Raw genomic sequence first — 23870 nt, forward strand, 5'->3', positions numbered from 1 at the left:
ACCATCGTGGTGGCCATGTTCCTGCCGATCTTCAAGATGCCGACCGTTATCGGATAACTGAAAACGGACTCAGCACTTGGCGCTATCACAGTATCGTTTGCAACGTTTACCCATTCCATCTGGAAAACCACTTTACACAAAACCTGCACCCTTTCATGAGCGAAAGCCGTTCCAATCCATCTTTCGAACCCTCGGCGTCCGCCAGCGCAACGACGCCTAGCGCTGCATGTGGGGATGCCTGTGGCCTTCCTGTCGATGACGCAGAGCTGCGCCGCATCCTGACGCCCGAGCAATACGAAATCACCCGAAAAAATGGAACCGAACGCCCCTTTGAAAATGCGTTTTGGAATCACAAGGAACCCGGCATTTACCTGGATGTGGTCTCTGGAGAACCCCTCTTCGCTTCCATTCACAAATTCAACTCCGGCACAGGCTGGCCGAGTTTTGTGCAGCCCATCTCCTCCGATGCGGTGATTGAGCGAAGCGATGACAGCCACGGAATGCAGCGTATTGAAGTACGTTCCGCCAGAGCCAACTCCCATCTCGGTCATGTTTTTCCCGATGGCCCCGAACCCACGGGGCTGCGCTACTGCATCAACTCCGCTTCTTTACGCTTTGTACCAGTCACCGATCTGAAGAAGGAAAACCTGGACCGTTTTCTCCCTCTGTTCAGCTGATGCGATCAACGGTTTGCGCAGTACTCTCACTCGTCGCAGTTCCCGGTTCCATCAATGCGCTCGCATGCTGCCACATGCAGTACAACTCATCAGCCACCCTGCAGGCTTCCTGAAAATCCTCGCGCTTCACCGCACTTCGAATGTGCCCATACAGTTGTGTCAGCCGCCAGGCGAATACTGGATTTGCCTCAAATTGCAGCGATTGCTCCAGCCGCAGCACCATCGCTTCGACTTTCATGCGATCATGTCGCGCTGCGGCTTGCCTGAGTCCATCATAGTGGGCAAGCAGATTTTCAAGCCGAACTGAAGATTCCAGTTTTCGAGCGTTTTGATAGGCAGACAATCCGTTGTGAGGTGCTTTCGACATCCGTTCTTCTCTCGCAATAATCAATACTCCACCGTCAGGCCAGGTAGCGGGAATACACAATTTCTCCCTGCGCCGCTATCGCTGACGCGGTGCTGCTGAACAAATCTTCGGCGGTTGCGGAAAACAGACCACTGGTCGCTCCAAACAGGGTGTCACTTCCCGCACTTCCCGTGATCAGAGAAGCAGCCTGATTCCCCGGAGTCGCATTGGATAGGTTTCCAAAATTGCCTGTCTGGTATTGGTACACCGTGTAGATGCGCTGCATGGACTGCTCTACCTGCACCAGATCCGCATCCAGGCGGGCAATGGCGGACTCGATTTTGCGGGTATAGGCCGAAAAATCAAATTCAGCGTTATTATTCCCACTCGCCTCATACTCCAGAGTGGCCGACATTTTCCCACGACCTGTGTAACCTTCGTTGTCAATCGTAAAAGCCAGCCCCTTGCCCGTATCAATGTTGATCGGTTCGGAACCCGAGAGATCCACACGATAATTGACGTAGGCAAGTTTACCATTAGCCCCTCTCACTTCCAGTGACGAGGATGCCCCATTGTAATTCACGGTGACATTATAAAGTCCCGATGCAATGGAGAGCTCATCAGAATCCACACCTGCGAGCTTGATCGCACCGAAGCTCAATTTTCCACCTTCCGAGTCCGTGAGATCACGCTGATAATTGACCTTCACCGATTGGTCTGAAAACTGGGAAAACCCCTCCTGTTTCAACTCGTGCTGAAACGTTCGCTCATACGCGAGCATGGCATACAATTTTGCCGGTCCATTGGTTTCGTAGTCATACTTGTCCACAGATTTCAGAATCTGCTCCTTTTCGATGCGCAGTGAAATCCCCACCTCCAAATCAACGATTTCCTCACCACTTCCACTCAGATCAACGCCCTTAACCGTGTTGATGAGCACTCCCGTCGAGTTTTTGATTGTGATGCTCGAATCCGGCCCCGCATAGGAAATCTCAAGCCGATAGTTTCCATTTTCCAGTTCCTGTCGTGCGGGCGACACCTCACTGCCTTCCGCTCCTGCAATATCCAGCCCGACCACACCAGCTGCCGAATTTCGAAAGACAGAGTAATAATCGTAATAAATCGTTCCTTTCGAAGAAGCTGGCTGGGACGTGAGGTCAAAACCATCCACATCCGAAGTGTAAAAGCTTTGCAGATTGAGCCGTTCACTGGCACCGTTTCCGTTCGCAGTCAGGCTGAGGTCAATCGGTCGCCCATCAAGCAACTTGTTGCCCTTCCAAACCGTATTGTCGACGATGTCATCGATTCCGCCCGACAGGCTTCGCATCAATCCGATGTACTCGTCGCGCTTGGTCGGGGATGTTGCGGATTGCCCGGCACGCGAGTAGCCCAGCATCGTCGTCAGATTCGATCTCACAAGTTCAAGACGGTCGGCGACTCCGGAAAGAATGGAATAACTGCCCTCGATGCCATCCGACCTCAGGCGAGTGAAATCCTGTTCATTGCGCACAGATTCAAGGAACGAAGCGGCGGATGAGGACGTACCATTCCTCACCCGGGCAAAAGCATCCCGGTTATTGTAATCGGCAATCTGGCTGAGGGAAAGTCGTTCCATGGTAAAGCAGTCGCATCACTGCAAAGAAAGTCTTATACCTAATCGACAGATTCTGCGAAACCTGAAGGGAGTTTAGCCACACTCTCGTGGATAATTTACATTTTCTTTACTTTCAGGAGGGGTGTTTTGCTGCCGCATCCACATTTTCCCGAACCACAGCTGGACTTTCCTGCCTGCTTCCAACTGCGCACCAGCATGGCCACCGCCACCAGGCCGCATGTTCCCACAACCAATGCCACGGCCGCAGTGTCGGCAGAAAGCATTGCGGTCCCCGGATTCCCGGAAGATGAAAGGATTAGAAGTGGACAAAAAACTTGCATTCTGATTGTGCTGGTATCCGTTGTTGAGATATCGTCTCAATAAGCAATACCACTGTCTGGAATTTTTCAACATGAATCAACTAAGTCTAGCCCAGCTGAAACGTGGCGAATCTGCACGCATCATCTCGATGGATCAGGATGCTTCGGTCTGCCAGAAACTGATGAACCTCGGCGTACTGCCCAACAAGACCATTCGCTTCGTGAAACCTGCACCCATGGGAGACCCTCTTGAGTTTGAAGTAGACGGACGCAATTTTTCCGTGCGCGGAAAGGAAGCAGCGGTGATTCTGGTGGAACGCATCCCCGTCATGGGTGGCACTGCAACGTCCAACTGCTGAAATTTCACGGTTCATGAGCGCATCCACACCCGTCATTTCATCCCAAAACCGGCCCCTTCAGCTTGCCCTTGTAGGCAACCCTAACACCGGCAAAACCACCCTTTTCAACGCACTTACCGGACTGCGTCAACGCATTGGAAACTATCCCGGAATCACGGTTGCCATGGCGACGGGCACCGTTTTTCTCGACAAGCAGGCTGCCTATCTGACCGATCTTCCAGGCACCTACAGTCTCGCAGCCAGCTCCCCCGACGAAAAGATCGTTCACGACTACATCAACGGCAACATTCCCAACACCGCCAAACCGGACGTGCTCATCTGCGTGGTGGATTCCACAAATCTGAACAAAAACCTCTATCTCGCCTGTCAACTGGCTGAGCACGGCATTCCAGTGGTCATCGCGCTGAGCTTCTGGGATTCAGCCCTTCGACAAAAAACCCAGCTCCAGACCGACCTGCTGTCGAAGCGTCTCGGCGTCCCTGTGGTTCCAGTAAATGTCGTGCGAAACGAGGGCATTGCCGAACTCAAACATGCCATTCTGCACGCCCACAACTGTTCCAGTCTGATGCACCGCATGCAATGGGAACCTGAGATGGCCGCAGCAATCGATGACTTTCGCTCCGAACTGAAAAAGGCGCAGATTGCTGTAAATGCAGCTGAAGCATACCGACTCATCTTTGACAGCACCATGCCCACCCTTCCGGGCATCAATTCCCAGGCGCCCGAACTCAAGACCGCACTGGAACGGTGTCGCAGCCGCATTCGCAAGGCCGGATTTCACCCCCACACCGTCGAAGCCGTGCTGTATCATCGGCACATTGCCGAACTGACTGACGGCGTCATCGTCCAGAAGGATTCGCGCATCATACGCCGCGGTGAATCGATTGACCGCCTGCTCACCCACCGCTTCTGGGGCATGTTGATTTTTGCAGTCTTCATGTACGTGGTTTTTCAATCCGTATACTCTTGGTCCGCCCCTTTCATGGATCTGATTGACTTCCTGAAGGGGGGATTGCAGGGAATTGCCGCTTCCGGATTGGAAGGACATCCGCAATTGCAGAGTCTGGTCACGGATGGAGTGATCGAAGGGGTAGGGGCATTCCTGATCTTCCTGCCGCAAATTCTCATCCTCTTCTTCTTCATCTCGCTGCTTGAGGAAACGGGTTACATGGCACGCGCTGCCTTTCTCATGGACCGCATGTTCAGCTGGGCGGGTCTGAGCGGGAAGAGTTTTGTGCCGCTGCTCTCCAGCTTTGCCTGTGCAATCCCCGGCATACTAGCGACCCGCACCATAGAAGACCGTAAATCCCGACTGATCACCATTTTCATCGCGCCGCTCATGAGCTGTTCCGCTCGCCTGCCAGTGTATGTGCTGCTGATCGGTGCCCTGATTGAACCACGCTACGGCCCATTTGTGGCTGGCCTCACCCTTTTTGCCATCCACATTCTCGGAATTCTCGTGGCGCTTCCAACGGCATGGATTCTGCACAAGATATTGCGCCGAACCCCTTCCAAACCCTTCATCATCGAAATGCCGGATTACCAGGTTCCCAAACTTCGCAACCTCATCTGGAGGATGTGGTCGGAAGGCAGGGAGTTTGTTTATCGAGCCGGCACCGTCATTTTTGTCATCACCATCCTGATCTGGGCACTGCTTTACTATCCACGCCCCGACACAGTCGAACCTCAAACCCTCGTCCGGGTGCAGTCCGAGTTTGTAGAGCAGGGTCTCAGTGAGGCCGAATTCACCGCACAACTCGAGGAAGAGGACTCCGAGGTCGCCCAGGAATTCTCCCGCCAGCTCGATGCTGCCTACATTAACCAGAGCTATCTCAGTCGCTTTGGTAAAGCGGTGCAACCTGTCTTCGATCTCGCCGGATTTGACTGGCGCATTTCCGTTGGCATCCTTGCCAGTTTTCCGGCCAGAGAGGTCATTGTCAGCACCATGGGCGTCATTTTCAGCCTCGGGGGAGAAGTCGATGAATCCTCTCCCAATCTACGCGCTGCCATGCATCAGGCAACCTGGGCCGACGGGCACCGAGCCGGGCAACCGCTCTTCACGATTCCGGTCGCCTTCGCCATCATGGTATTTTTCGCGCTCTGCCAACAGTGCGGTTCCACGCTTGCCGTGATCCGTAGCGAAGCCAACACTTTTTGGGCTGTGTTGTCGTTCACGTTCATGACCACACTCGCCTGGATCACTTCCATCCTGACCTATCAGGGGTTGAGCTGGATCATGAGCTGAACGAATGCGATTCCATACTGTCGGTTCAACCCATGCCAATGATTGCAGGCAACGTCATCCGGCACTGACCCCACAGATCGCCTGTTTTTCCGCCCGTTCCAAGCGTTGCGTGAGCAGTCTGCGCTCGCTCGCATTTTCGGTTAGTTCCAGTGCGCGGCGCAGATGCTTGGCAGCCAGGTGAAAATCCCCCATCTCCGCTTCCAGTTCGGCCCGAACGACAAAACTGAGAGGATAGGATTCGAGCAGTCGACTGTCGGTGAGCGTTCCGATCACCGCGAGTCCCGCCTGAGGGCCTTCGACTTTGGCCAAGGCAATCGCCCGGTTGAGGCTCACGATGGGCGAGGGTGCCAGCAATTCGAGGTGGTTGTAGAGCATCAGAATCCGTGACCAGTCAGTGGAGGCAAAATCTTGCGCCGTGCAGTGACAGGCAGCAATCCCCGCCTGGAGGTGAAAACTGGTGACTTCGTCGCCCGCCGCCGAAAGCGAAAGGTGGTGAAGCGCACGAAACAGCATGGACTGATCCCAGCGGGAACGATCTTGCGCCTCAAGCTGCAGGATGTTGCCCGTTGCGTCGAGTCGCCCCGGAAACCGGGCTGCATTAAACAACATCAGCGCTAGCAGGGCGTGGGATCGCGGATGATTTCCCGACGGGTGGTCGGTCAACTGCAAACCGAGGCGAATCGCTTCCAGGCAAAGATCCGAACGGATCAATGCGTCTCCTGTGGAGCTTTTGTAACCTTCGTTGAAGAGCAGATAGATGGACTGAAGTACCGCCTCGAGTCGTTCCTCCAATACTGCTCCTGCCGGAATTTCAAACGGAATGTGATGCTCGCGGATGGTATTGCGGGCACGGGTAAGGCGCTTGGCAATGGCTGCTTCGGAAACAAGGAAACTGCGGGCGATTTCTGTCACCCCAAAACCGCAAACCGTTTTCAGCACAAGCGCGATTTGGGAATCCATCGGAACATCCGGATGACAGCATGCAAACATCAATCGCAGCCGTGCATCCTGTATTTCGGTTTCAAATCGGGCCGCGTCATCTGGAGACTCCGGTTGTCGCCACTCCTGCAGGGTGATCGTCATCTGGTCCTGTTTGTCGCGAAACAGGGCCTCGCGACGAATGACATCAATGGCCAGATTTTTTGCGGTGCGCGTGATCCACGCCGACGGGTTGTCGGGAACCCCGTAGTAGGGCCAAAACTTCAATGCCCGCATCAACGCCTCCTGCACGACATCTTCGGCAAGCTGCAGCCGTTCGATCCCAAAGATGCGCGTCAGGATCGAAACCAGTTTCCCCGCTTCTTCACGAAAGAGATGGTCCGTCAGCTGTGTGACGTTTCCATTCGCTAACGCCCGCGCTGAACCTCGATTCCCCATCGGGTCAATCTGCCAGCGACGACATCAGGCTTTCGGCAATGTGCCCGGCATTGCAGCATCTGCTGACGAGTCGCACTTCGACCTGGAGACCATGCTCCAAGGCGGGACACTGGCGCGCGATTTCGACAGCCTGATCGAGATCCTCAACCTCGAGCAGGAAGTACCCCGCAATCGCTTCCTTGGATTCGGCAAAGGGTCCGTCGACGACGCTCTGTCCACCCGTTCCCGATACGATCTTGCCTTCTTCGGCGAGCGGCTGACCCGCCTTCAGGATCCCCTTTTCCGATAGTTTATCGAACCAGGAAACCCATCGGGTCATGACCTGCTGGATTTCTTCCGGGGAGAGATTCTTCTCCCAATGCAACCCTCGAAACAGGAGCATGTATTCAACTTTTGGATTCTCGTTATGCATGGAGTCTTTACTTTTGGGTTTTGGGAACAAAGCGGTCAGTCCATTCCGGATTTGATTTCCGGCAGCTCAGTACTCCCGCAAAGATATTCGCAACACGATTCTCGCCAAGCACGGTCGGCTGAAAAAGTTCCATGATTGTCGCTCGCATTTCTGTCCGTTTGATTTGCAGAGGTTGCGTTTGTTCCGCCACCGCTGGTAGCAACGCCCACACTTCTGCGCATCTTGCAGGCGCTGCGTCGAATGCGGGAAATCGCAAGATAACTGAGCGCAAGCATGCAGAGTATGAGTAGAACGGAGCGCAGGATTCCTGCCGCAGAAATCGAAACCCCCACGCCAGTAGTGACTGCAATCCATCCCGCGAAGCAGACCGGACACTTGGGCAGCACCAGCAATACAGCCGAAGGCACCAACCACTGAATGGTGCGCATGATACGGTGAGGGAATGGGTGAGTAATGCGGCTGCGACGCATGGCTGCACAATCCGTTTTGGGGAAGCAGGACTAGAGGGTCGCGCCTTCCTTCGGCCAGCCATCAGGGGAATCTTCACACTGTTCCTGCCGCCCGTATGGGGTGAAATCAAGGAAGTTGTGTGGGGTCCAGTGCAGGTCGAGTCCACGCGCGTATGCGGAGTAGGTGTGGTAGACGTTGTTGCCATCCCTCAGAAAGACGCTGTTGCCGGGCCAATCTCCTTTGAGCATGTCCTCGGAGAAACCATTTTGCAACAGCTCCTGTTTCCCGCGATAGTTGTATTCGATCGGATGTTTGCGCTCGTCCAGCGTGACATGGTAGTCATAGTTGAAGTCATTTTGCAGAGAAGAATACCAGGGAAAGCGGAATGCGTAGGCACTTCGGGCTTCCTCGATTCGGCTGAGCGGCACCCTCGAAATGGCAACGAAGGTGATGTCCCGCTTGTGGAGTTCGGTAAAGAGTGCCTGACGAAAGGTCAGGTCAGCTGCTCGCATGCAGCCGGGGCAAAAGTCATTACGCTGATCAATCCACATGAAGTGATGCACGTAGAGCTGACTGCGGCCTTCGAACATGTCAACGAGGCGAACTTCCCCATCCGGTCCTTCAAAGACATAGTCTTTTTCCACTTTTACCATTGGCAGTCTCCTGCGTTCGGCGGCGAGCGCGTCATGCAGTCGTGTTGCTTCTTTTTCCCGGATGAGAAGCGCCTTGCGCGCTTCCAGCCATGTTTCACGCGATACCACAGGGGGTAGTGATTTGGGTTTTCTATTCATTTGCTCTGTCAGGGTTGATGATTTCAGTCTCTCATCACTACGACGAACGAGCGTAGAAAAAAAAGACAGGGCATACTGAACATTCGGGAAAAGATGTGATCGATGCTGACAAAGGTTTTGATTAATCTGGAAAACGCGTTCTTGAATAGTCGGAATGTTGGATTTTTTGAGACCAGACGGGCGTAAGCACGATCAATTGCGCGAAGTAAGCTTCATTACGGGATTCGCACCACATGCAACCGGGTCGGTTCTCGTCCGGTTTGGCGATACCCAGGTGATTTGTTCGGCTACTGTCGAAAACAAAGTTCCGCGCTGGATGGTCGTTCAGGGTGTGAAAACCGGTTGGCTCACGGCAGAATATGCCATGTTGCCATATTCCACCCTGCAGCGAAAGGATCGCGACAGCTCCCGGGGCAAGGTCGATGGACGCAGCATTGAGATTCAGCGCCTGATCGGACGCTCCCTGCGTGCCGTGATGGACCTCTCCAAAATGCGCGACAAAACCCTGTGGATCGATTGTGATGTGCTTCAGGCAGACGGTGGAACTCGCACCGCTTCGATCACTGGTGCCTATGTCGCAGCAAAACTAGCGATTCATAAGCTCATGAAGGAGGGCGTGCTTGAGCAAGACCCCTTCACGGACAGCGTTGCGGCTGTCAGCACGGGCGTTTATTTTGATGAGGAGGTGCTCGACCTCAATTATCAGGAGGACAAGGAAGCCACCGTTGATGCGAACATTGTGATGACGGGTAGCGGCAAATTCATCGAAGTGCAGAGTTCCGGGGAAGAAGCCACTTACACCGAAACGCAGCTTCATCGCCTTATCGAACTCGCAAAACTGGGCATCGCACAACTCACTCAAGCCCAGCTGAAGGCGCTGGATGCGTAACCCTCACTGCGTTTGCCCGCAACCCGCTCTGCCGATGCAGAGCAATCCAAGGAGTCACACTTACTTGCGCGCTTCGTTGGGAAACATGGATGCGATGACATCCGCATAGCGCCGAGCCACCACATGGCGTTTGAGTTTGAATGTCGTCGTGATCTCTTCCCCCACTTCGAAGGGCTTGTCGATCCATCGCCAGGAGTGAATGCGTTCGTAGGACTTGAATCCGGCCTTGGCGCTCACCACATCGTGAATGTAGGCATCCACCATTGCCTTTGCCTCCTTCGACTTTGTGATTTTTTCGATGCTGTCCAGCGAGGAATCGATCATTTGAAAGCCTTCCACTGACGGAATTACGAGCAGTCCCAGGTATTTTTGATCCTGTCCGACTACCATACAGTTGGCGATGAGTTCGGACTGGGAAATCCGATTCTCAATCGGAACTGGTTCGATGTTCTCACCACTCAACAGCACGACCGTGTCCTTGGTGCGTCCGAGGATTTTCAAACAATTGTTGAAGGTGTATACACCGAGATCCCCTGTATTCAACCAACCCTTCCGGATCACTTTTGCAGTCTCCTCTGGAGAGCGAAAATAGCCCTGCATCACCTGGGGTCCCCGAATGTGGATTTCTCCCTTCAGTCCCTTTCCTTCGTGAGGGAGTTTCGGGTTGGGATAAAGCAACTCCTTGGTCTCCGGATCCACGATGCGCAGCTCGGTGTGCGGCCACATCGGACCCACCGTGCCGATCACCAGTTTTTCGGGCAGGCGAACCGACAAGACGGGTCCCGATTCCGTCATGCCATATCCCTCAAGCACTCGAATCCCGATGTAATTGAAAAACCGGTCAATGTGTGGCTGCAAGGCGCCACCACCCGAAACGGTAAATTCAAAGCGCCCGCCGATCACCGCCCGAAGCTTGCTGAAAACAATCCGATCCATCAAGCGATAGGGCAGAAATGCTACCAATGCCACGAGTGCCGCGATTCCTTTTCGCAGCACTCGCTCGGGAGGTGCAATGTAGCGCAGCTCAAGCTGCCGATCCCGCAAAACATCCAGTGCGGTGAAAAACGCATAGGCACAAGCATAGGCAGATTTGAACATCGTCCGCTTTACCACCGATCCTGAGCGGATGCTGTGCTGAATCCGGGAATACACGTTCTCCCAAAGTCGCGGCGCCGATACCATGATCTGGGGACGGAGTTCCCGCATGTCAGGCCCAATGGTGCGCACCGACGAGTAGGTCATCTGAATCCCCCGTGCGAGCACGATGAGTTCGAAAGTGCGTTCATAGCTGTGCCAGATCGGCAGGATCGTGAGCACTTCCCACTGCTTTCGAATCGTGATCGGCACATTGCAAACCTGTGACATCAAGTTTGCGTGGGTGAGCACAACTCCTTTGGGACGCCCCGTCGTGCCCGACGTGTAGATGATCGTGTAGGGGTCCTCCGGGCGGATGGCTTCGATGCGCTGCGGGCACTGAGCACGGCCAGCGTCCATGCGTTTCCGGCCCGCTCGGGCAAGTTCGTCAAGCGAGGTGATCTGGGGATCCTGTCGCAGTTCTTCGGTCAGCCCGTCCTCATCCATGACCACGATTCCGTCGAGGCTGTCATGGTCATCGAGATTGCGAAGCACGCGTTCGAGGTGACGCGCAGTTTCCACGAACAGAAATCGGGAAGCGGAATGGCTGACAATGTAGTTGATTTCGTCGTGAGTTGCATCATTGCCGCGCGGCACATCCACTCCACCCGCAAAGGTGATCGCAATGCTCGAAACCTGCCACTCCAGTCGGTTGTCCGCCAGCACCATCACACGGTCCCCTGGATTGAGTCCCAACTCAACCAAGCCTTCCGCAACCTCAGTGGACCGTTCGATCAGTGCATCGTAAGTCAGACGACTGCGTTGATCATTTGCGTTCCGATGACTGACCAATGCCGTCAGTCCACGGTACTGCACCGCCATGCGCTGAAACAAGTGCGCCACGGTATCGGCAGTCCAGGGTTGCTTTTCAGAGACAATCACTTCATGCATCACTCAGGGAATATCAGATGGGGCAATGCTTGGGATTGACTCTCAGCAATGCTTCAAATTGGGTAACATACCATTCTGTATCCTTAGAATTTAGCAATATTCAACCGAATTCATGATTATCAAACCTTCCGTGAGAGGTTTTGTCTGTGTGACCTGCCATCCCAAGGGGTGTGAACAGCACATTCACGACGAAATCGCCACCATTCGCTCTGCCGGACCCATCACTGGGGGTCCGAAAAACGTGCTTGTGATCGGAGCCTCCACTGGCTACGGACTTTCCTCCCGCATTGTTCCCACCTATGCGTGGGGTGCCAGGACCATCGGTGTCTTCTTTGAACGCCCGTCGACTGAAACGCGCCTCGGCACTGCCGGATGGTATAACTCACTGGCGTTCAAACGCATAGCGCAGGCAGATGGCCACTATGCAGAAAACGTCAACGGTGATGCATTTTCCCATGACATCAAACAGAAAACTGCCGACCTGATCGAAAAGGATTGGGGCAAGGTGGACCTGATTGTCTACAGTCTCGCTTCACCGCGTCGCACGGACCCGGACACAGGTGAGGTGTACAGCTCGGTTATCAAACCCATCGGGGAGACCGTCTTCACGGGTAAATCCATCAACACCGACAAGGAAACCGTATTTGACGCTACCATTGAAACCGCAACCGAGGAGCAAATTGCTGGTACGATCAAGGTGATGGGTGGACAGGACTGGGAGCTTTGGATCGACTATCTGAACAAACGCGGACTGCTGTCTGAGCAATTCCAAACGGTCGCCTATTCCTACATTGGTCCCCAGCAGACTTGGCCGATCTACAAGGACGGTACCATTGGTCAGGCCAAAAAAGACCTCGAGCGTGCCGCCCGGGAACTGACACAACGCTACGCCAACATGAAGGGGCGCGCCTACGTGTCCGTGAACAAGGCCGTCGTCACACAGGCCAGTGCCGCGATTCCTGTGGTTCCTCTCTATATCTCCATCATGCTCAAGGTGATGAAAGAGAAGGGGGTCGACGAAAGTGTGGTGCAGCAAATCTACCGTCTCTTTGCCGATCACCTGTATGGCAAGGCACTTGCCTCCAAGACCGATGACATCCGAATCCGCGTGGATGATCTCGAATTGCGGGACGATGTGCAGGCGGAAATTCTCGAAATCTGGAATCGTATCAACACGGAGAACCTCAAAGACATCTCGGCGTTTGATGACTACAAGAAGGAATTCCTGAAGTTGTTCGGTTTTGGTTACGAGGGAGTGGACTACGAGGCATCAGTCGACGCGCACTGGGAAGATCCGACGGTCATCCAGTAACTGTTGCTTCGGCAACGACCCGCTCCGCTTCAACGAAGGTGCACTCTTTTCTCATTGATCAGAAATTCCAGTTTCAGTCGCATGCTGCGGATGCTGGTTCTCTCGTGGAGAAGCATTCGCTGGCATCGCTTTGACTGGATATCGCCAGTCTGCATGACAGGGCTGCTGGTGATGAGCGTCATGTTCATCTACTCTTCCCAGGTTTACAACAGCGGCGATCTCTGGATCAAACAGCTCATCTGGATTACTCTGGGTGTAGTCATCTACTTCATCGTCTCACTGTTGGACTATCGCATCTGGTTCGAACAGGCACACTGGCTCTACCTCGGAGCCGTTGCGCTGCTGCTGGTCGTCCTCACACCGGCGGGCACTGAGATCTACAACGCAAGACGGTGGATAGATCTCAAGTTTATCACCCTGCAACCTGCGGAGATGGCAAAGATCGCTACACTGATTTTGGTTGCCAGATTACTCTCAAAATTTCACTTTCAGACATTTGGCGAGACCCTCACCTCCGTCTCGGTGGTTGCCGGGGTCACCTTGATCCCTACCGTATTCATCTTCGCTCAACCCGATTTGGGTTCGGCACTGGTGATTCCCATCATGACGTTTATCATACTCTACAGCGCAGGATTCCATAAGCGATTCTTTCAGATATCGCTGGGACTCGGGCTGCTGTTGGTGTCCGTCGTAGGGTGGGATCTCTATCGCTATCAACAGTTTCTTCACGAAAACAACCTTTCCGCACTGGAAGACCGGGGAGCTTACGAGCCACACTCATGGATCCCACTCAAGGACTACCAGCGCAACCGCCTCATGGTGTTCATTGCACCTGACCTCATCGATCCACAGGGATTGGGGGACAGTTGGAATGTGCGCCAGTCCCTGATTTCGGTCGGGACCGGGGGTTGGTCTGGCAAAGGTTGGACCGAGGGAACCCAAGCCAAACTGGGTTACCTACCCCAGACCGTAGCATACAACGATTTCATTTTCTCCGTCATTGCGGAGGAATCCGGATTTGTTGGCGCGTCATCGGTCATTCTCCTTTTTGCGATCCTCGTTTTTAACGGACTCCGGATCGCGCAATCAGCTCACGACCGCTTCGGTCAACTACTGGCAACAGGTGTCAGTGTTTTATTGTTCATTCACGCTTTTATCAACATGGGGATGACCATGGGAATTGCTCCCGTCACCGGTCTCCCCCTCCCATTCTTAAGTCACGGAGGAACCTTTTTACTCAGCTGTTTTACGTTACTAGCCTTTCAACAAAGTATCTACCGGTATCGCGAGAAATTCATTTGAGATGAATCGCCTCTCGCCATCGAAGACGTAGCATCAACATCGCTCAGAAAAAGGTTCCTCCGTCCAACGGAACACGAACCATGCAAAATCAAGAAAACTTGACGGAAGAACAAATCGCCACTCATCGCGATGAACTCTCCAAAGCTCCCAAACATACATCCCAACAGACCATTCCCGTAAAGGATCTTCAAAAAGCCGCCCAGGAACGGGCCAAAAAAATGCCGATCCTTCAGAAGGTGGTCAATACGCTTAGCGGCAAGTCAGCCGACTTTACGGAAATCGTCGTCAACTCCGAACCCCTCGAAAAACGCGTCGCCCTGCTCAAGAACGGGGTGCTTGAGAAATTTGAGGTCGAACGCTCAGGCGATGAGCGCATGGTCGGAACCATTTTCCGTGGCAAAATCCAAAATCTGGAACCGGGCCTGAAGGCCGCCTTCGTCGATATCGGCATGGCCAAAAATGCCTTCCTTCACTACTGGGATATCCTGCCCGCAGCCAACGACTCCACCGTCGAAATCGTTCGCGACAATACCTCGGAAGACAAGAAGAAGGCCAAGGCAAAAATCTCGATCAAGGATATTCCCAGCCTCTATCCGATCGGCTCCGAAATCATCGTTCAAATCACCAAGGCCTCCATCGGCAACAAGGGTCCGCGCACCACAACCAACATTGCGATTCCCGGACGCTTTCTGGTACTGATGCCATTTTCCGGTCAGTGCGGCATTTCCCGCAAGATTCAGGACAAGGGGGAGCGTGGCCGTCTGAAGAAGATCCTGCGCGAGCTGACCATTCCCGATGGCATGGGCGTCATCATGCGCACCGCTGGTGAGGGCAAGAAGGACCGCTACTTCGTTCGCGATCTGCACATCCTGCTCAACATCTGGGAAAGCATTCAGAAGAAGCTCTCTGAGGGGAAGGAACCCTGCATGCTGTATCAGGAGCCCAATCTGATTGAGCGCACCGTTCGCGACTTCCTCACAGAAAAAATCGATCGCGTGCTGGTGGACGATAAAAAAGCCCACGAAACCATGCTCTCACTGGTTTCACTGATTTCCCCACGCTCCAAATCCAAGATCAATCACTTCAAGGAAGAGATTCCGATCTTTGAACGCTTTAACATTGAAAAACAGATTTCCCAGACCTTCCAGCGCAAGGTTCCGCTGCCTTCGGGAGGCGAAGTCGTGATCGAGGAGACCGAGGCCCTCGTCGCCATCGATGTGAACACGGGCGGACACAAGGGAGCCAATAAGGATGGAAAAGATTTCATCCTGCATGCCAATCTTGAAGCCGCCACCGAAATCGCACGCCAGATTCGACTGCGCAATGTGGGTGGATTGATCATCATCGACTTCATCGACATGAAGCAGCGCAAGGATCGCAATTCGGTCTACATGAAGATGAAACAGGAGATGAAGAAGGACAAGGCCAAGTGCCATATCCTGCCAATCTCCCAGCTGGGCATCCTGCAAATGAGCCGCCAGCGCCACAAGGAAAGCACATCCAGTGGGATCTACACCTCCTGTCCCTACTGCGCAGGTCGTGGCATTGTGAAATCGGACCGCACCATGAGCGTAGAGATCCAGCGTCGTCTCATTGCCGCCGTGCGCCACTTGCGCCAGCACGCAGGTCCCGAATCGCAACACCACCTCTATGTGTTGCTGCATCCCATGAATCTGCAGCGCCTCAAGGATGAGGATGAGGAGATTCTCATCAATCTTGAACAGGAATACAATGTGAAGCTGACCTTCCGCGCAGATGCCAGTATCCACATTGAAAATTTCAGTATCATCGACGCAAAAACCAGCGCCGAAATCCGCTGACCGCTTTGTTCGCTGGGTCACGGTTGCACCTGCCAATGAGAGTATTGCTCGCATTTGACAAGTACAAGGGGTCGCTCAGTGCCACAGCTGCCTGCGCGACCGCAGCCGATGCGATCTCTGCCGTCCGGCCAGAAATTCACGTCACACAAAAGCCGCTCTCCGATGGGGGTGAGGGGTTTTGTGAGATCGTAACCGAAGCACTCGGCGGTGAGTTTCGCGACTACCGGGTCACCTATCCCGACCTCTCATCGGGGTCGGCAAGGGTCGGCTATGTGGCCATTTCCACACTCACCGACTCCCTGCGCCAGCGTCTGCACCTTCCCAAGCAAGGGCTGCTCGCCATCGTCGAAATGGCGCAGGCTGCCGGGCACCATCTGGTTGGCAATACCAGTCGCGATCCTTGGCAATACACAACGGCTGGCGTTGGGGAACTACTGCACTACGCTGCAGGGGAAGGTGCCACCGCTGTCCTGATGGGGCTGGGTGGCAGTGCCACACAGGACATGGGTATCGGTTTGCTCGAAGCATGGGGTTTGACCGCGCGGGATGCCTCGGGAGCATGGGTCTCACCGCTCCTGCCCATCAACTGGCATCGCGTGTCCCAATGGAACGCTCCCGATGGGCTTCCGCAGCTTCAGCTCCGTCTCGCCTGTGATGTGCGAAACCCGCTTCATGGACCTTTTGGAGCTGCAGCAGTCTTCGGTCCGCAGAAAGGCATGCGCCCAGACGATCTGCCGCGCATGCAGCAATGCATGGAACAGGCCTGCAGACAATTGTTGCGGACCCGCGGTATGCGAAGTGTCGACCCCGCTCAGCCGGGCATGGGTGCTGCAGGGGGCTTGCCCTTTGGCATCAGCCTGGCATTTCAAAACCTGATCGTGCCCGGTTTTGAACTCATCTGTGACGTGCTTGATCTTGATCAGGCGATACAAAACTCCGACCTGGTGCTGACTGGCGAAGGATCTCTGGATGCCAGTTCGCTCTCGGGAAAGGGTCCCGTCGAAATTGCACGACAGTGCGCTAAGTTCAACACTCCGGTCTGCATCCTCCCGGGAAAGGCCACCCCAGACGCAACCCAATCCCTCGCCAATCTGCATCCTGACGTGACCGTACATCCCCTTGGCGACCCCAATGCCTCCGTCGAGACCAATATTAAAAACGAGGCCACACACCTGCGCGAAGCAGTGCAGCACTTCATTCAACACTTCCCACCTTCAGCCTGAGATGATGCCTCTGATTCGACTGTCCCTGCTCATTGCAATGGCCCTTGTGGGTGCCATCGCTGCTACAGCTGCAAATCCAGCTCCCGTACTGCCCGGCATCGATGTGTTGAGGGAAGGTGATTTTGAACCCCTCAAAGGAAAGCGAGTGGGCTTGTTGACCCACCCCGCCGGAGTAGATTCAAGCGGAGTTTCCACGATAACGATTCTTCACGAAGCCGCCCAGGTGAATTTGGTAGCCCTGTTCGGCCCCGAACACGGGATCGATGGAAAAGCTCCAGCAAACGACCCGATTGAAAACCAGACGCATGCGGCAACCGGTTTGCCCGTGTTTTCGCTTTATGGCAAATACCGCACCCCCACCGATGCCATGCTGGAAGGATTGGATGTCATGGTTATCGACTTGCAGGATATCGGGGTGCGCTCTTACACTTACGTGTCCTGCATGCGGCTGACGCTGGAAGCATGTTTTCGCAACGATATTGAGGTGATGATCCTCGACCGACCCAACCCGCTTGGCGGTGAGAAGGTCGATGGTCCACCCATGGACGAGGATCTGCGCAGCTATGTGGGCAGCTTCCCGGTGCCTTATGTTCACGGATTGACCATTGGTGAACTTGCACGCATCGCCAAGCTGACCGAGGGCTGGCTCGATCTGCCACAGTCGGTGCGCAACAGCGGTCGCCTGACCATCATTCCCATGAAAAACTGGCGCAGGTCCATGACCTGGGATCAGACCGGACTGGAATGGGTTCCCACGTCTCCAGGTATTCCCACACTCTCCTCCGTGCTCGGCTACGCGATGACGGGGCTGGGGGCCGAGATCAATGCATTTCGCCATGGGTTTGGGACCGAGTATTCCTTCCGCCTGCTCAGCATGCCCGGAATCGAGACCGACCACCTCGTCGACGCGCTCAACGCACTCAAGCTGCGCGGTGTGCAGTTTGTCAAAGCCAGTGCCACAGATGCACGCGGCAACACCGTGGAAGGAGCCTATGTGCAGGTATTCAACTGGGAAACCCTTCGCCCAACCGCTCTCAGCTTTCACATGATGCCGTTAGCCTGCAAGCTGCAGCAGCAAAACCCCTATGCCAGTGCCACAGCGGCACGAATTTCGCTCTTTAACAAACACGTCGGGTCCCAGGCCTGGTGGACCGAAATCTCCACCAAGGGCGCCGATGCGGATGCGAGGGGTTTCATCGAGCGCTGGCAATCGCGCTCCGACAAGTTCCGGGTCTGGGCCGCCGCCCATCACATTTATCGTTGAGTCCCCATCCAGTCCGGCATCCGGAGTCGGAATCCCATGCCCCCGATGCCTACTGAGCAAATTCCTTGAAAAAAGCTTCGGCATCCGGCAGAGCTTCAAACCCAAAAATCCAGCAGGTCTCCACCACATCCGAAAAGTCCATGCCGCCTTCCTGGATCGCCGTGTTCAGGTATCGTCCTTCCGCCGCGTTGTAGCGGTTGGCGATCTCAAGCGCCATCTCCCATATTTCGGTAAGGCGCGCATCCTTTATATAGGACTTCCAATCGATCCAGTTCGGGTCCCTGAATCCAGGGGTGCCGTTGTTGAATCCGTTCCCGTCTGGAATCTTCTGATAGGCCGTGTGCGTCTGCACAAACTGCAAATCCTCAGCATCGGTCACCTCTTCATTCCAGTTGCTGTGCTGCACGATGTGGAAGCGCTCGCGAAGATCCACCCCGGGTAGATACTGCAACACTCGTCTCGCGAGATCCGCTGAAAAGTCCGATTGTCCGGCTTCTGCGATCCAGATGCTGCCGCCCTGCTTCAGGGTCCGCTCAACCTTCCCAAAGACTTGCTGCAAAGCTTCATCATAGGCGTTGTGGGCGTCGGACCATTGCGAACCGAACGCGAGTTCGAACAACTCGTTCGATGGCACATATAGCCCGTCCTGCACACCATACGCCCCCGCCACCGCATGAAAATTCACTTTTGCGAAGCGTGGGTCCGCCAGCACAGTCGCTACCCCTGCAATGGAATGCAGGTCATCGACATCCGTCTTGCTGTCAAAGTGAGCCAGAAACAAATCCCGGGAGGGATCAAAGCGACCAATCCGGTTTTCCAACACTTCCGTCGCGCTGCCCACCGTCAACAGCAACCCGAATCCCAAGGCTCCCAAGTGGAAACCTGATCGAAGACCTTGATGCAATTTCATGAAGAAAAGCATATCGCAAAACCAGCCACCATCCAATGCGAAACGTAACACTCCCTTCCTGAGTCAATTCAGCCACACCGCTGGATGCCTCCCATCCGGGAATCATCTTGAGCTTGACGCCACAGCACTACCTGCGGTTAATGCCTTCAATACTTTTTGGATGTTAGAGATTGTAGCATAGTTGTGGTTTCGCACGCGACCCCCTTTAGCGGAGATCGACAACGCGCTTCGTGCGCGCAGGGTGCGAAACAATGAGTCGCGATACATGCCTTGGAGGCGTGTCTTACGCGTGTGCCTGCCCGGCAGGTTTGAATGAGCCACCCAGCCCACAACGCTGTTTTCACATGTCCAAATCTTTTCCATCCCCTGCGCGACCGCGCACTGCAACGAAGTCACACTATCTGAAATGCCGCCACTGCGGACTTGAGTTCAGTCTCGACGCACCCGGCACCCAGCACCGCAATCACTGCCCGTGGTGCCTGTGGAGCGTGCATCTCGATCACACTCCCGGCGACCGCAAGGCCGGCTGCGGTTCGCTTATGAAACCCATCTCCATTGCCCTTCGCGAGGACGGCGAGTGGATGCTCGTGCACCGCTGCGAATCCTGCAAGGTCGTGCACCTCAACCGCATCGCCGGGGATGACGACGAGCGCACCCTGCTCGCCCTGGCCATCCAACCCATCACCCGTCCGCCCTTCCCACTGCTATGGTGAGGGGAAGCCCTGCGTATGCACACTTCCACGGAAGCGGCGCATGCGATTCCTCACAGGATTTTTCTCGATCCGGGAATGGTGCGCAGCAATGCAGCCAGTAGCAGACTGCACAGGCATGACAGGCAACCCACCACCAGTAGCTTTAGCGTGGGTTGCCAACCCACTTGCGAAAATGCCAGGGAAAACCCCACGACAATCGGCGGATGCACAATGTAGGCCCCATACGCATTCCCGGCGAGCCAGGAACCCACGACAGTCGGGCCTGCAAACCATTTCCCAGACAGCCACAGCAAACCCAGTATCATGCCCCATGCCATGAAGGGGTCCCACAATGCATAAAACAAAGCGTTGAGGTTCCAACCTCCCGAAAAGGAACCCGCCTGCGATCTTGTGAAAAAGACTGCGACAAGAATAGCAAATGCCACAGCTGAAACCAGCATCCACGGCCAGGATTGTCGAAATGTGATGCGCTCCAGGAGTTGATTTTGGGAACACAGAATTCCCGCAAAAAACAGGAAAATGTAGCAGGGGAAATAGCCAAGCTGCAACCACAGCACCGACTCACCGACGGGCAGCCAGAGTCGTATGCCAAAGGACACCAATCCAAGACCCATCGCCCAAAACGTCAGAGGAAGGGCACCGGGCAAAGTTTTCAGTCCATTTCCTTTCCCCCGGATGAGCCGCCATCCCACATAGACACACGTGAACAGGAGCAGTGCCTCTGCAAACCAGAGCGGCCCCGGTTCAAACTCCTTTGCGAGTATCATGTTCCACCATCCCTCGAAGAGTCCTGCCCCTTCGTGGTGACGAATGAGGCCAACCGTGAAGGGAGCAATCCCAAAGAAATACACCGTCAGCGGAATGCCGAGCCTCAGCAGGCGTTCCTTTGTGAAACGCATGGCTCCCTTTCGCTCGAACGACGGTGCGGTATAGTAACCCGCCAACAGGAAAAAGAATCCCATGAAGTAGGACTGATTGACGGCGTTGAAAAAAATCAGCAAGGGGTTCGATCCGTCTTCCACTTCCTTCCAGTACCATCCGCCACTGCCGCCATACGCAATGGAGACGTGATGAAAGATCACCAAAAGTGTGAGAAAGATGCGGATGTGATCAATGGCCGCATTGCGGGAATGAACGGGCAGGGGCTGCTTCATGATTGAAGGTCTATACGGGGGAAATCGACATAGGTGTTTCCATGACGGATACAACCCTGCAAAGGTTTCAAGGTTGACTGCAAAACGTGACATCCGCCTCGGCAATATGCCACAACCATCCTTGGATCGACGCTTAGAATCCGTTGCAGAAAATCGTGTCAGAATTGGGAGCGGAACGTCTCAAACTCCTGACGCAGCAACTCCAGCGAGCTTTCCAGCTCCCTGACCCGGTGGCGCAACCCCTGAAGTGAATCCGGGGAGGGTTCTGTCTCCTGTTTCACACTCTCCACAAGCCCGTTGGGCGCCTCGCTCTGCACATCTGTCGGTGCCAGGGTTGTGGTGTATCGCACTTCTTTGGTGCCGCTGTGCATCGGAAGGATGCGAACCAGGGAGTCGGGGTCGATTTCCCGCTGCATCAACCCGTCGAGCGTCTGCCGCACCCGCTCCAGATCCGGAAACTGATACATGCGCTCGGTGCGTTGACGGAGTTGTCCGAGAGTTTGCGGTCCGCGCAGCATCAGGACCGAGAGCACCGCCAGTTCCGGACGCGTGAGTTGCCACTGCTCCACCAGGCGGTGCTGGAACTTGGGTACCCTTGCGCCCGCCTGATCCACCCGGTAAACCAGCTTGCGATCCCGCAACAACGTGAGCGCATCCTCCACTTCCACCTGTTCGTAGTCCACCACCGGAGCCCGGCTCGTGCTCTGGTTGCAGCCCGTGATCAGGGAGTTCAGCGTCATGGGATACTGATCCGGCGTTACGGATTCTTTCTCAAGCAATACCCCCATCACCCTGATTTCTTCCGCAGTCCAATCCCCCATTGCTTCCGGTTGCTCACTCATGAGAGCATTTCTACTCCATTCTTCTTCAGGAATCAAGAAAGCTGCATCGACTCCTGCTACGTCGGAAGAAAACCCCTTCGTCGGTAGCAGCGCCCAGAAAAGCACACCCCAATCTGGAGACCCGACAGTGTTTAACAAACTCCGGAACATGCACGCTCAAGAGCTGTACACTTTCAAGCGTTGACTGCATGCACTTTTCATGCGAAAGTGCATGCATCATGAAGCAGGTGACCATCAGAAGGGTCGAAGAGTCCTGGGTGAAAAAGGCCAAAGAAGAAGCGAAAGCCAGGGGTGTATCCATGAATACGGTTTTGGTGAACGCATTGGCGCGAGGTCTTGAAATTGATCAAAAAAAACCCGTCCGGAAAAACAATTTGGATAAATTTGCGGGTGATTCTGATTTTGGACCCGATTGGGATAAGTATTTGGAACGTCTCAACGAAATCGACGAAGAGTTATGGAAATAACGCTTGTTCTCGACACCAATGCCTACAGTGATTGGAGACGGTTTGGATACTGGAAAGAGACACTTGCACATTCCGACAAAATTCTAGTGCCAGTTGTCGTAATGGGTGAATTGATTCACGGGTTCAAAGATGGGAACCGGCTGAACCACAACTTGAGCAAACTGGATTCGTTTCTCGATGAACCCCAAGTGAAGCAACCGGAGTTCACCCGCCACACCGCAGAAATATATGCGGACTTTCTTCATTACCTTCGCAATAACGGAACTCCCATCCCCACTAACGATATCTGGATCGCCGCCTGCGCTTACCAGCACAATGCACTCCTCCTGACCCGCGACAGTCATTTCGAATACTTGCCGCAGGTAAAAGTGAAGTTTGAGGAGTGAACCAGCGAAACCTCCTCCTTGTTGAATGATTCTGCGAATATTCGCGGACTATTTCCTTATCATTATCCACTGAAATATTCTTCTTCCCCACGTCCCAGATCCCCAAAGTCCCTGCCTGCCTTCCCTTTTCCCGCAGCAGCGATTCGATGACCGTCGAACACAATGACCTTGCGTTGCTGCTCGGTCAGCAGTTCTTCGGGAACCTAATGCCCCAAATCCGTGTTTTGTGAGATCTCTGTGGCGGATGCATTCCGACGTTGAAATGAATCGCCGAATCCGTCAGGTAGATGGAAGCGTATAGCTCAACTCACCTCACGTATTGAAATTATGGAACCATCATCTCCTCGTTCCACGGCCGCCGTCCTGTTGCTAGCCGGGGGCATCGCCTGTCTGCTGATTGCACTCCTGCACGTCATCATGATCGCCATCGGGGCCGATGCTTATCGGTTTTTCGGTGCTGGAGAGGAAATGGCGCTCCATGCGGAAGCAGGATCGTGGATTCCGAGTGTCGTCACGGCGGTTCTGGCCATTGTGTTTGCAACATGGGGATGTTACGGACTGTCGGGCGCAGGCATCCTTCGCGCGCTTCCCTTTTGCAGAACAGCACTGCTGCTGATCGGATGCATCTTCCTGCTTCGGGGAATCGCATTCCTGCCCCTATTGTTCCTTGTCGAAAGTCCCCATGCAATAGAACTGCGTGCACGTCCCCTGTTCTCCCTGCTCTCATCACTGATCAATCTGGCCATCGGGTGGGCATACCTGTATGGGAGCCGACGGTTCCCGACCCGCTGAAACGCTCAGGGTTGATCGGACCCGAAACTGAGGCGATCCCTGGTGCAACGTTCGCAAATGAGCGGAATTGGTGTGGGGTCAGGGCACAATCAGCCGCGCCACCAGAGAGCAAATTGCCGGTTGACAGAGAGCCATCAGCCACATCTATGTAGTCATCTATCGGGCGATTACTTTGCAAATGGTCGAACAATAACTTTACA

23 protein-coding genes are annotated in these 23870 nt (G+C 54.5%); 13 read left to right on the plus strand and 10 right to left on the minus strand.

All coding sequences use genetic code 11. From position 1 onward, the window contains the following. Positions 1 to 677: peptide-methionine (R)-S-oxide reductase MsrB (gene msrB / locus ABQ298_00420; GenBank protein MEQ9822829.1), on the plus strand; the 677-nt coding region annotated here is incomplete at its 5' end. On the opposite strand, the gene ABQ298_00425 is transcribed toward msrB, so the two are convergent. Both ABQ298_00425 and ABQ298_00430 read right to left on the minus strand, forming a co-directional pair. Beyond that, a complete protein-coding gene (locus ABQ298_00425; protein MEQ9822830.1) occupies positions 670 to 1044 on the minus strand; it encodes a hypothetical protein in 375 nt (124 codons plus the stop codon). The two genes, msrB and ABQ298_00425, sit on opposite strands and share 8 nt — an antisense overlap. A 34-nt stretch (positions 1045 to 1078) precedes the next feature. Continuing rightward, positions 1079 to 2638, minus strand: a complete 1560-nt coding sequence (locus ABQ298_00430; protein ID MEQ9822831.1) for a hypothetical protein — start codon at positions 2636 to 2638, stop codon at positions 1079 to 1081. A gap of 391 nt (positions 2639 to 3029) precedes the next feature. On the opposite strand from ABQ298_00430, the gene ABQ298_00435 reads away from it, so the two are divergent. Next, on the plus strand, positions 3030 to 3296 hold the full coding sequence (locus ABQ298_00435) for a ferrous iron transport protein A (GenBank protein MEQ9822832.1): 267 nt from the start codon (positions 3030 to 3032) through the stop codon (positions 3294 to 3296). A gap of 13 nt (positions 3297 to 3309) precedes the next feature. Beyond that, positions 3310 to 5541: a ferrous iron transport protein B gene (feoB, locus tag ABQ298_00440; GenBank protein ID MEQ9822833.1), complete on the plus strand. Its 2232-nt coding sequence runs from the start codon at positions 3310 to 3312 to the stop codon at positions 5539 to 5541. A gap of 54 nt (positions 5542 to 5595) precedes the next feature. On the opposite strand, the gene ABQ298_00445 is transcribed toward feoB, so the two are convergent. The 4 genes from ABQ298_00445 to ABQ298_00460 form a co-directional block, all read right to left on the minus strand. Continuing rightward, positions 5596 to 6918, minus strand: a complete 1323-nt coding sequence (locus tag ABQ298_00445) for a sigma-70 family RNA polymerase sigma factor (protein ID MEQ9822834.1) — start codon at positions 6916 to 6918, stop codon at positions 5596 to 5598. Between the two features lie 4 nt (positions 6919 to 6922). Next, positions 6923 to 7300 carry a YciI family protein gene (locus ABQ298_00450; GenBank protein ID MEQ9822835.1) on the minus strand — a complete coding sequence of 126 codons (378 nt, stop codon included), beginning with the start codon at positions 7298 to 7300 and terminating at the stop codon, positions 6923 to 6925. Positions 7301 to 7365: 65 nt separating this feature from the next. Next, positions 7366 to 7758, minus strand: a complete 393-nt coding sequence (locus ABQ298_00455; GenBank protein MEQ9822836.1) for a hypothetical protein — start codon at positions 7756 to 7758, stop codon at positions 7366 to 7368. 72 nt (positions 7759 to 7830) lie between these two features. Continuing rightward, positions 7831 to 8571: a DUF899 domain-containing protein gene (locus ABQ298_00460; GenBank protein MEQ9822837.1), complete on the minus strand. Its 741-nt coding sequence runs from the start codon at positions 8569 to 8571 to the stop codon at positions 7831 to 7833. A 154-nt stretch (positions 8572 to 8725) separates the two neighbouring features. On the opposite strand from ABQ298_00460, the gene rph reads away from it, so the two are divergent. Next, positions 8726 to 9460, plus strand: a complete 735-nt coding sequence (gene rph / locus ABQ298_00465) for a ribonuclease PH (GenBank protein MEQ9822838.1) — start codon at positions 8726 to 8728, stop codon at positions 9458 to 9460. A 60-nt stretch (positions 9461 to 9520) separates the two neighbouring features. On the opposite strand, the gene ABQ298_00470 is transcribed toward rph, so the two are convergent. Then, on the minus strand, positions 9521 to 11485 hold the full coding sequence (locus ABQ298_00470) for a long-chain fatty acid--CoA ligase (GenBank protein ID MEQ9822839.1): 1965 nt from the start codon (positions 11483 to 11485) through the stop codon (positions 9521 to 9523). 112 nt (positions 11486 to 11597) lie between these two features. On the opposite strand from ABQ298_00470, the gene fabV reads away from it, so the two are divergent. From fabV to ABQ298_00495, 5 genes are all read left to right on the plus strand, one after another. After that, complete coding sequence (gene fabV, locus ABQ298_00475; protein ID MEQ9822840.1) at positions 11598 to 12797, plus strand: enoyl-ACP reductase FabV; 1200 nt, start codon at positions 11598 to 11600, stop codon at positions 12795 to 12797. Positions 12798 to 12878: 81 nt separating this feature from the next. Next, on the plus strand, positions 12879 to 14099 hold the full coding sequence (locus tag ABQ298_00480) for an FtsW/RodA/SpoVE family cell cycle protein (protein ID MEQ9822841.1): 1221 nt from the start codon (positions 12879 to 12881) through the stop codon (positions 14097 to 14099). A gap of 80 nt (positions 14100 to 14179) precedes the next feature. Beyond that, positions 14180 to 15919: an Rne/Rng family ribonuclease gene (locus ABQ298_00485; protein MEQ9822842.1), complete on the plus strand. Its 1740-nt coding sequence runs from the start codon at positions 14180 to 14182 to the stop codon at positions 15917 to 15919. 35 nt (positions 15920 to 15954) lie between these two features. Continuing rightward, positions 15955 to 17142: a glycerate kinase gene (locus tag ABQ298_00490; GenBank protein ID MEQ9822843.1), complete on the plus strand. Its 1188-nt coding sequence runs from the start codon at positions 15955 to 15957 to the stop codon at positions 17140 to 17142. Between the two features lies 1 nt (position 17143). Beyond that, complete coding sequence (locus ABQ298_00495) at positions 17144 to 18406, plus strand: DUF1343 domain-containing protein (protein MEQ9822844.1); 1263 nt, start codon at positions 17144 to 17146, stop codon at positions 18404 to 18406. Between the two features lie 49 nt (positions 18407 to 18455). Here the strand turns inward: ABQ298_00495 and ABQ298_00500 are convergent, their stop codons facing one another. Further along, on the minus strand, positions 18456 to 19316 hold the full coding sequence (locus ABQ298_00500; protein MEQ9822845.1) for a hypothetical protein: 861 nt from the start codon (positions 19314 to 19316) through the stop codon (positions 18456 to 18458). Between the two features lie 344 nt (positions 19317 to 19660). Between ABQ298_00500 and ABQ298_00505 the strand changes: the two genes are divergently transcribed. Next, entirely contained in the window at positions 19661 to 20029 is a 369-nt protein-coding gene (locus ABQ298_00505; GenBank protein MEQ9822846.1) for an RNHCP domain-containing protein, read from the plus strand. Between the two features lie 50 nt (positions 20030 to 20079). Here ABQ298_00505 and ABQ298_00510 read toward each other — a convergent pair whose 3' ends face one another. Together ABQ298_00510 and ABQ298_00515 are read right to left on the minus strand one after the other, a co-directional pair. Then, positions 20080 to 21183, minus strand: a complete 1104-nt coding sequence (locus ABQ298_00510) for an acyltransferase (GenBank protein MEQ9822847.1) — start codon at positions 21181 to 21183, stop codon at positions 20080 to 20082. 158 nt (positions 21184 to 21341) lie between these two features. Then, the gene (locus ABQ298_00515) at positions 21342 to 22025 is read right to left on the minus strand and encodes a YceH family protein (protein MEQ9822848.1); all 684 of its coding nucleotides are present in this window, start codon (positions 22023 to 22025) and stop codon (positions 21342 to 21344) included. A 218-nt stretch (positions 22026 to 22243) separates the two neighbouring features. Here ABQ298_00515 and ABQ298_00520 point away from each other — a divergent pair, with 218 nt between their 5' ends. The 3 genes from ABQ298_00520 (at position 22244) to ABQ298_00530 (ending at position 23670) form a co-directional block, all read left to right on the plus strand. Beyond that, entirely contained in the window at positions 22244 to 22492 is a 249-nt protein-coding gene (locus ABQ298_00520; GenBank protein ID MEQ9822849.1) for a hypothetical protein, read from the plus strand. After that, positions 22483 to 22878 carry a type II toxin-antitoxin system VapC family toxin gene (locus tag ABQ298_00525; GenBank protein ID MEQ9822850.1) on the plus strand — a complete coding sequence of 132 codons (396 nt, stop codon included), beginning with the start codon at positions 22483 to 22485 and terminating at the stop codon, positions 22876 to 22878. Before ABQ298_00520 ends, ABQ298_00525 begins: the two co-directional genes overlap by 10 nt. Before the next feature lie 327 nt (positions 22879 to 23205). Continuing rightward, complete coding sequence (locus tag ABQ298_00530; GenBank protein MEQ9822851.1) at positions 23206 to 23670, plus strand: hypothetical protein; 465 nt, start codon at positions 23206 to 23208, stop codon at positions 23668 to 23670. The last annotated feature ends 200 nt before the right edge of the window (positions 23671 to 23870 follow it).

The organism is Puniceicoccaceae bacterium (assembly GCA_040224245.1).
GTDB lineage: Bacteria > Verrucomicrobiota > Verrucomicrobiia > Opitutales > JAFGAQ01 > JAKSBQ01.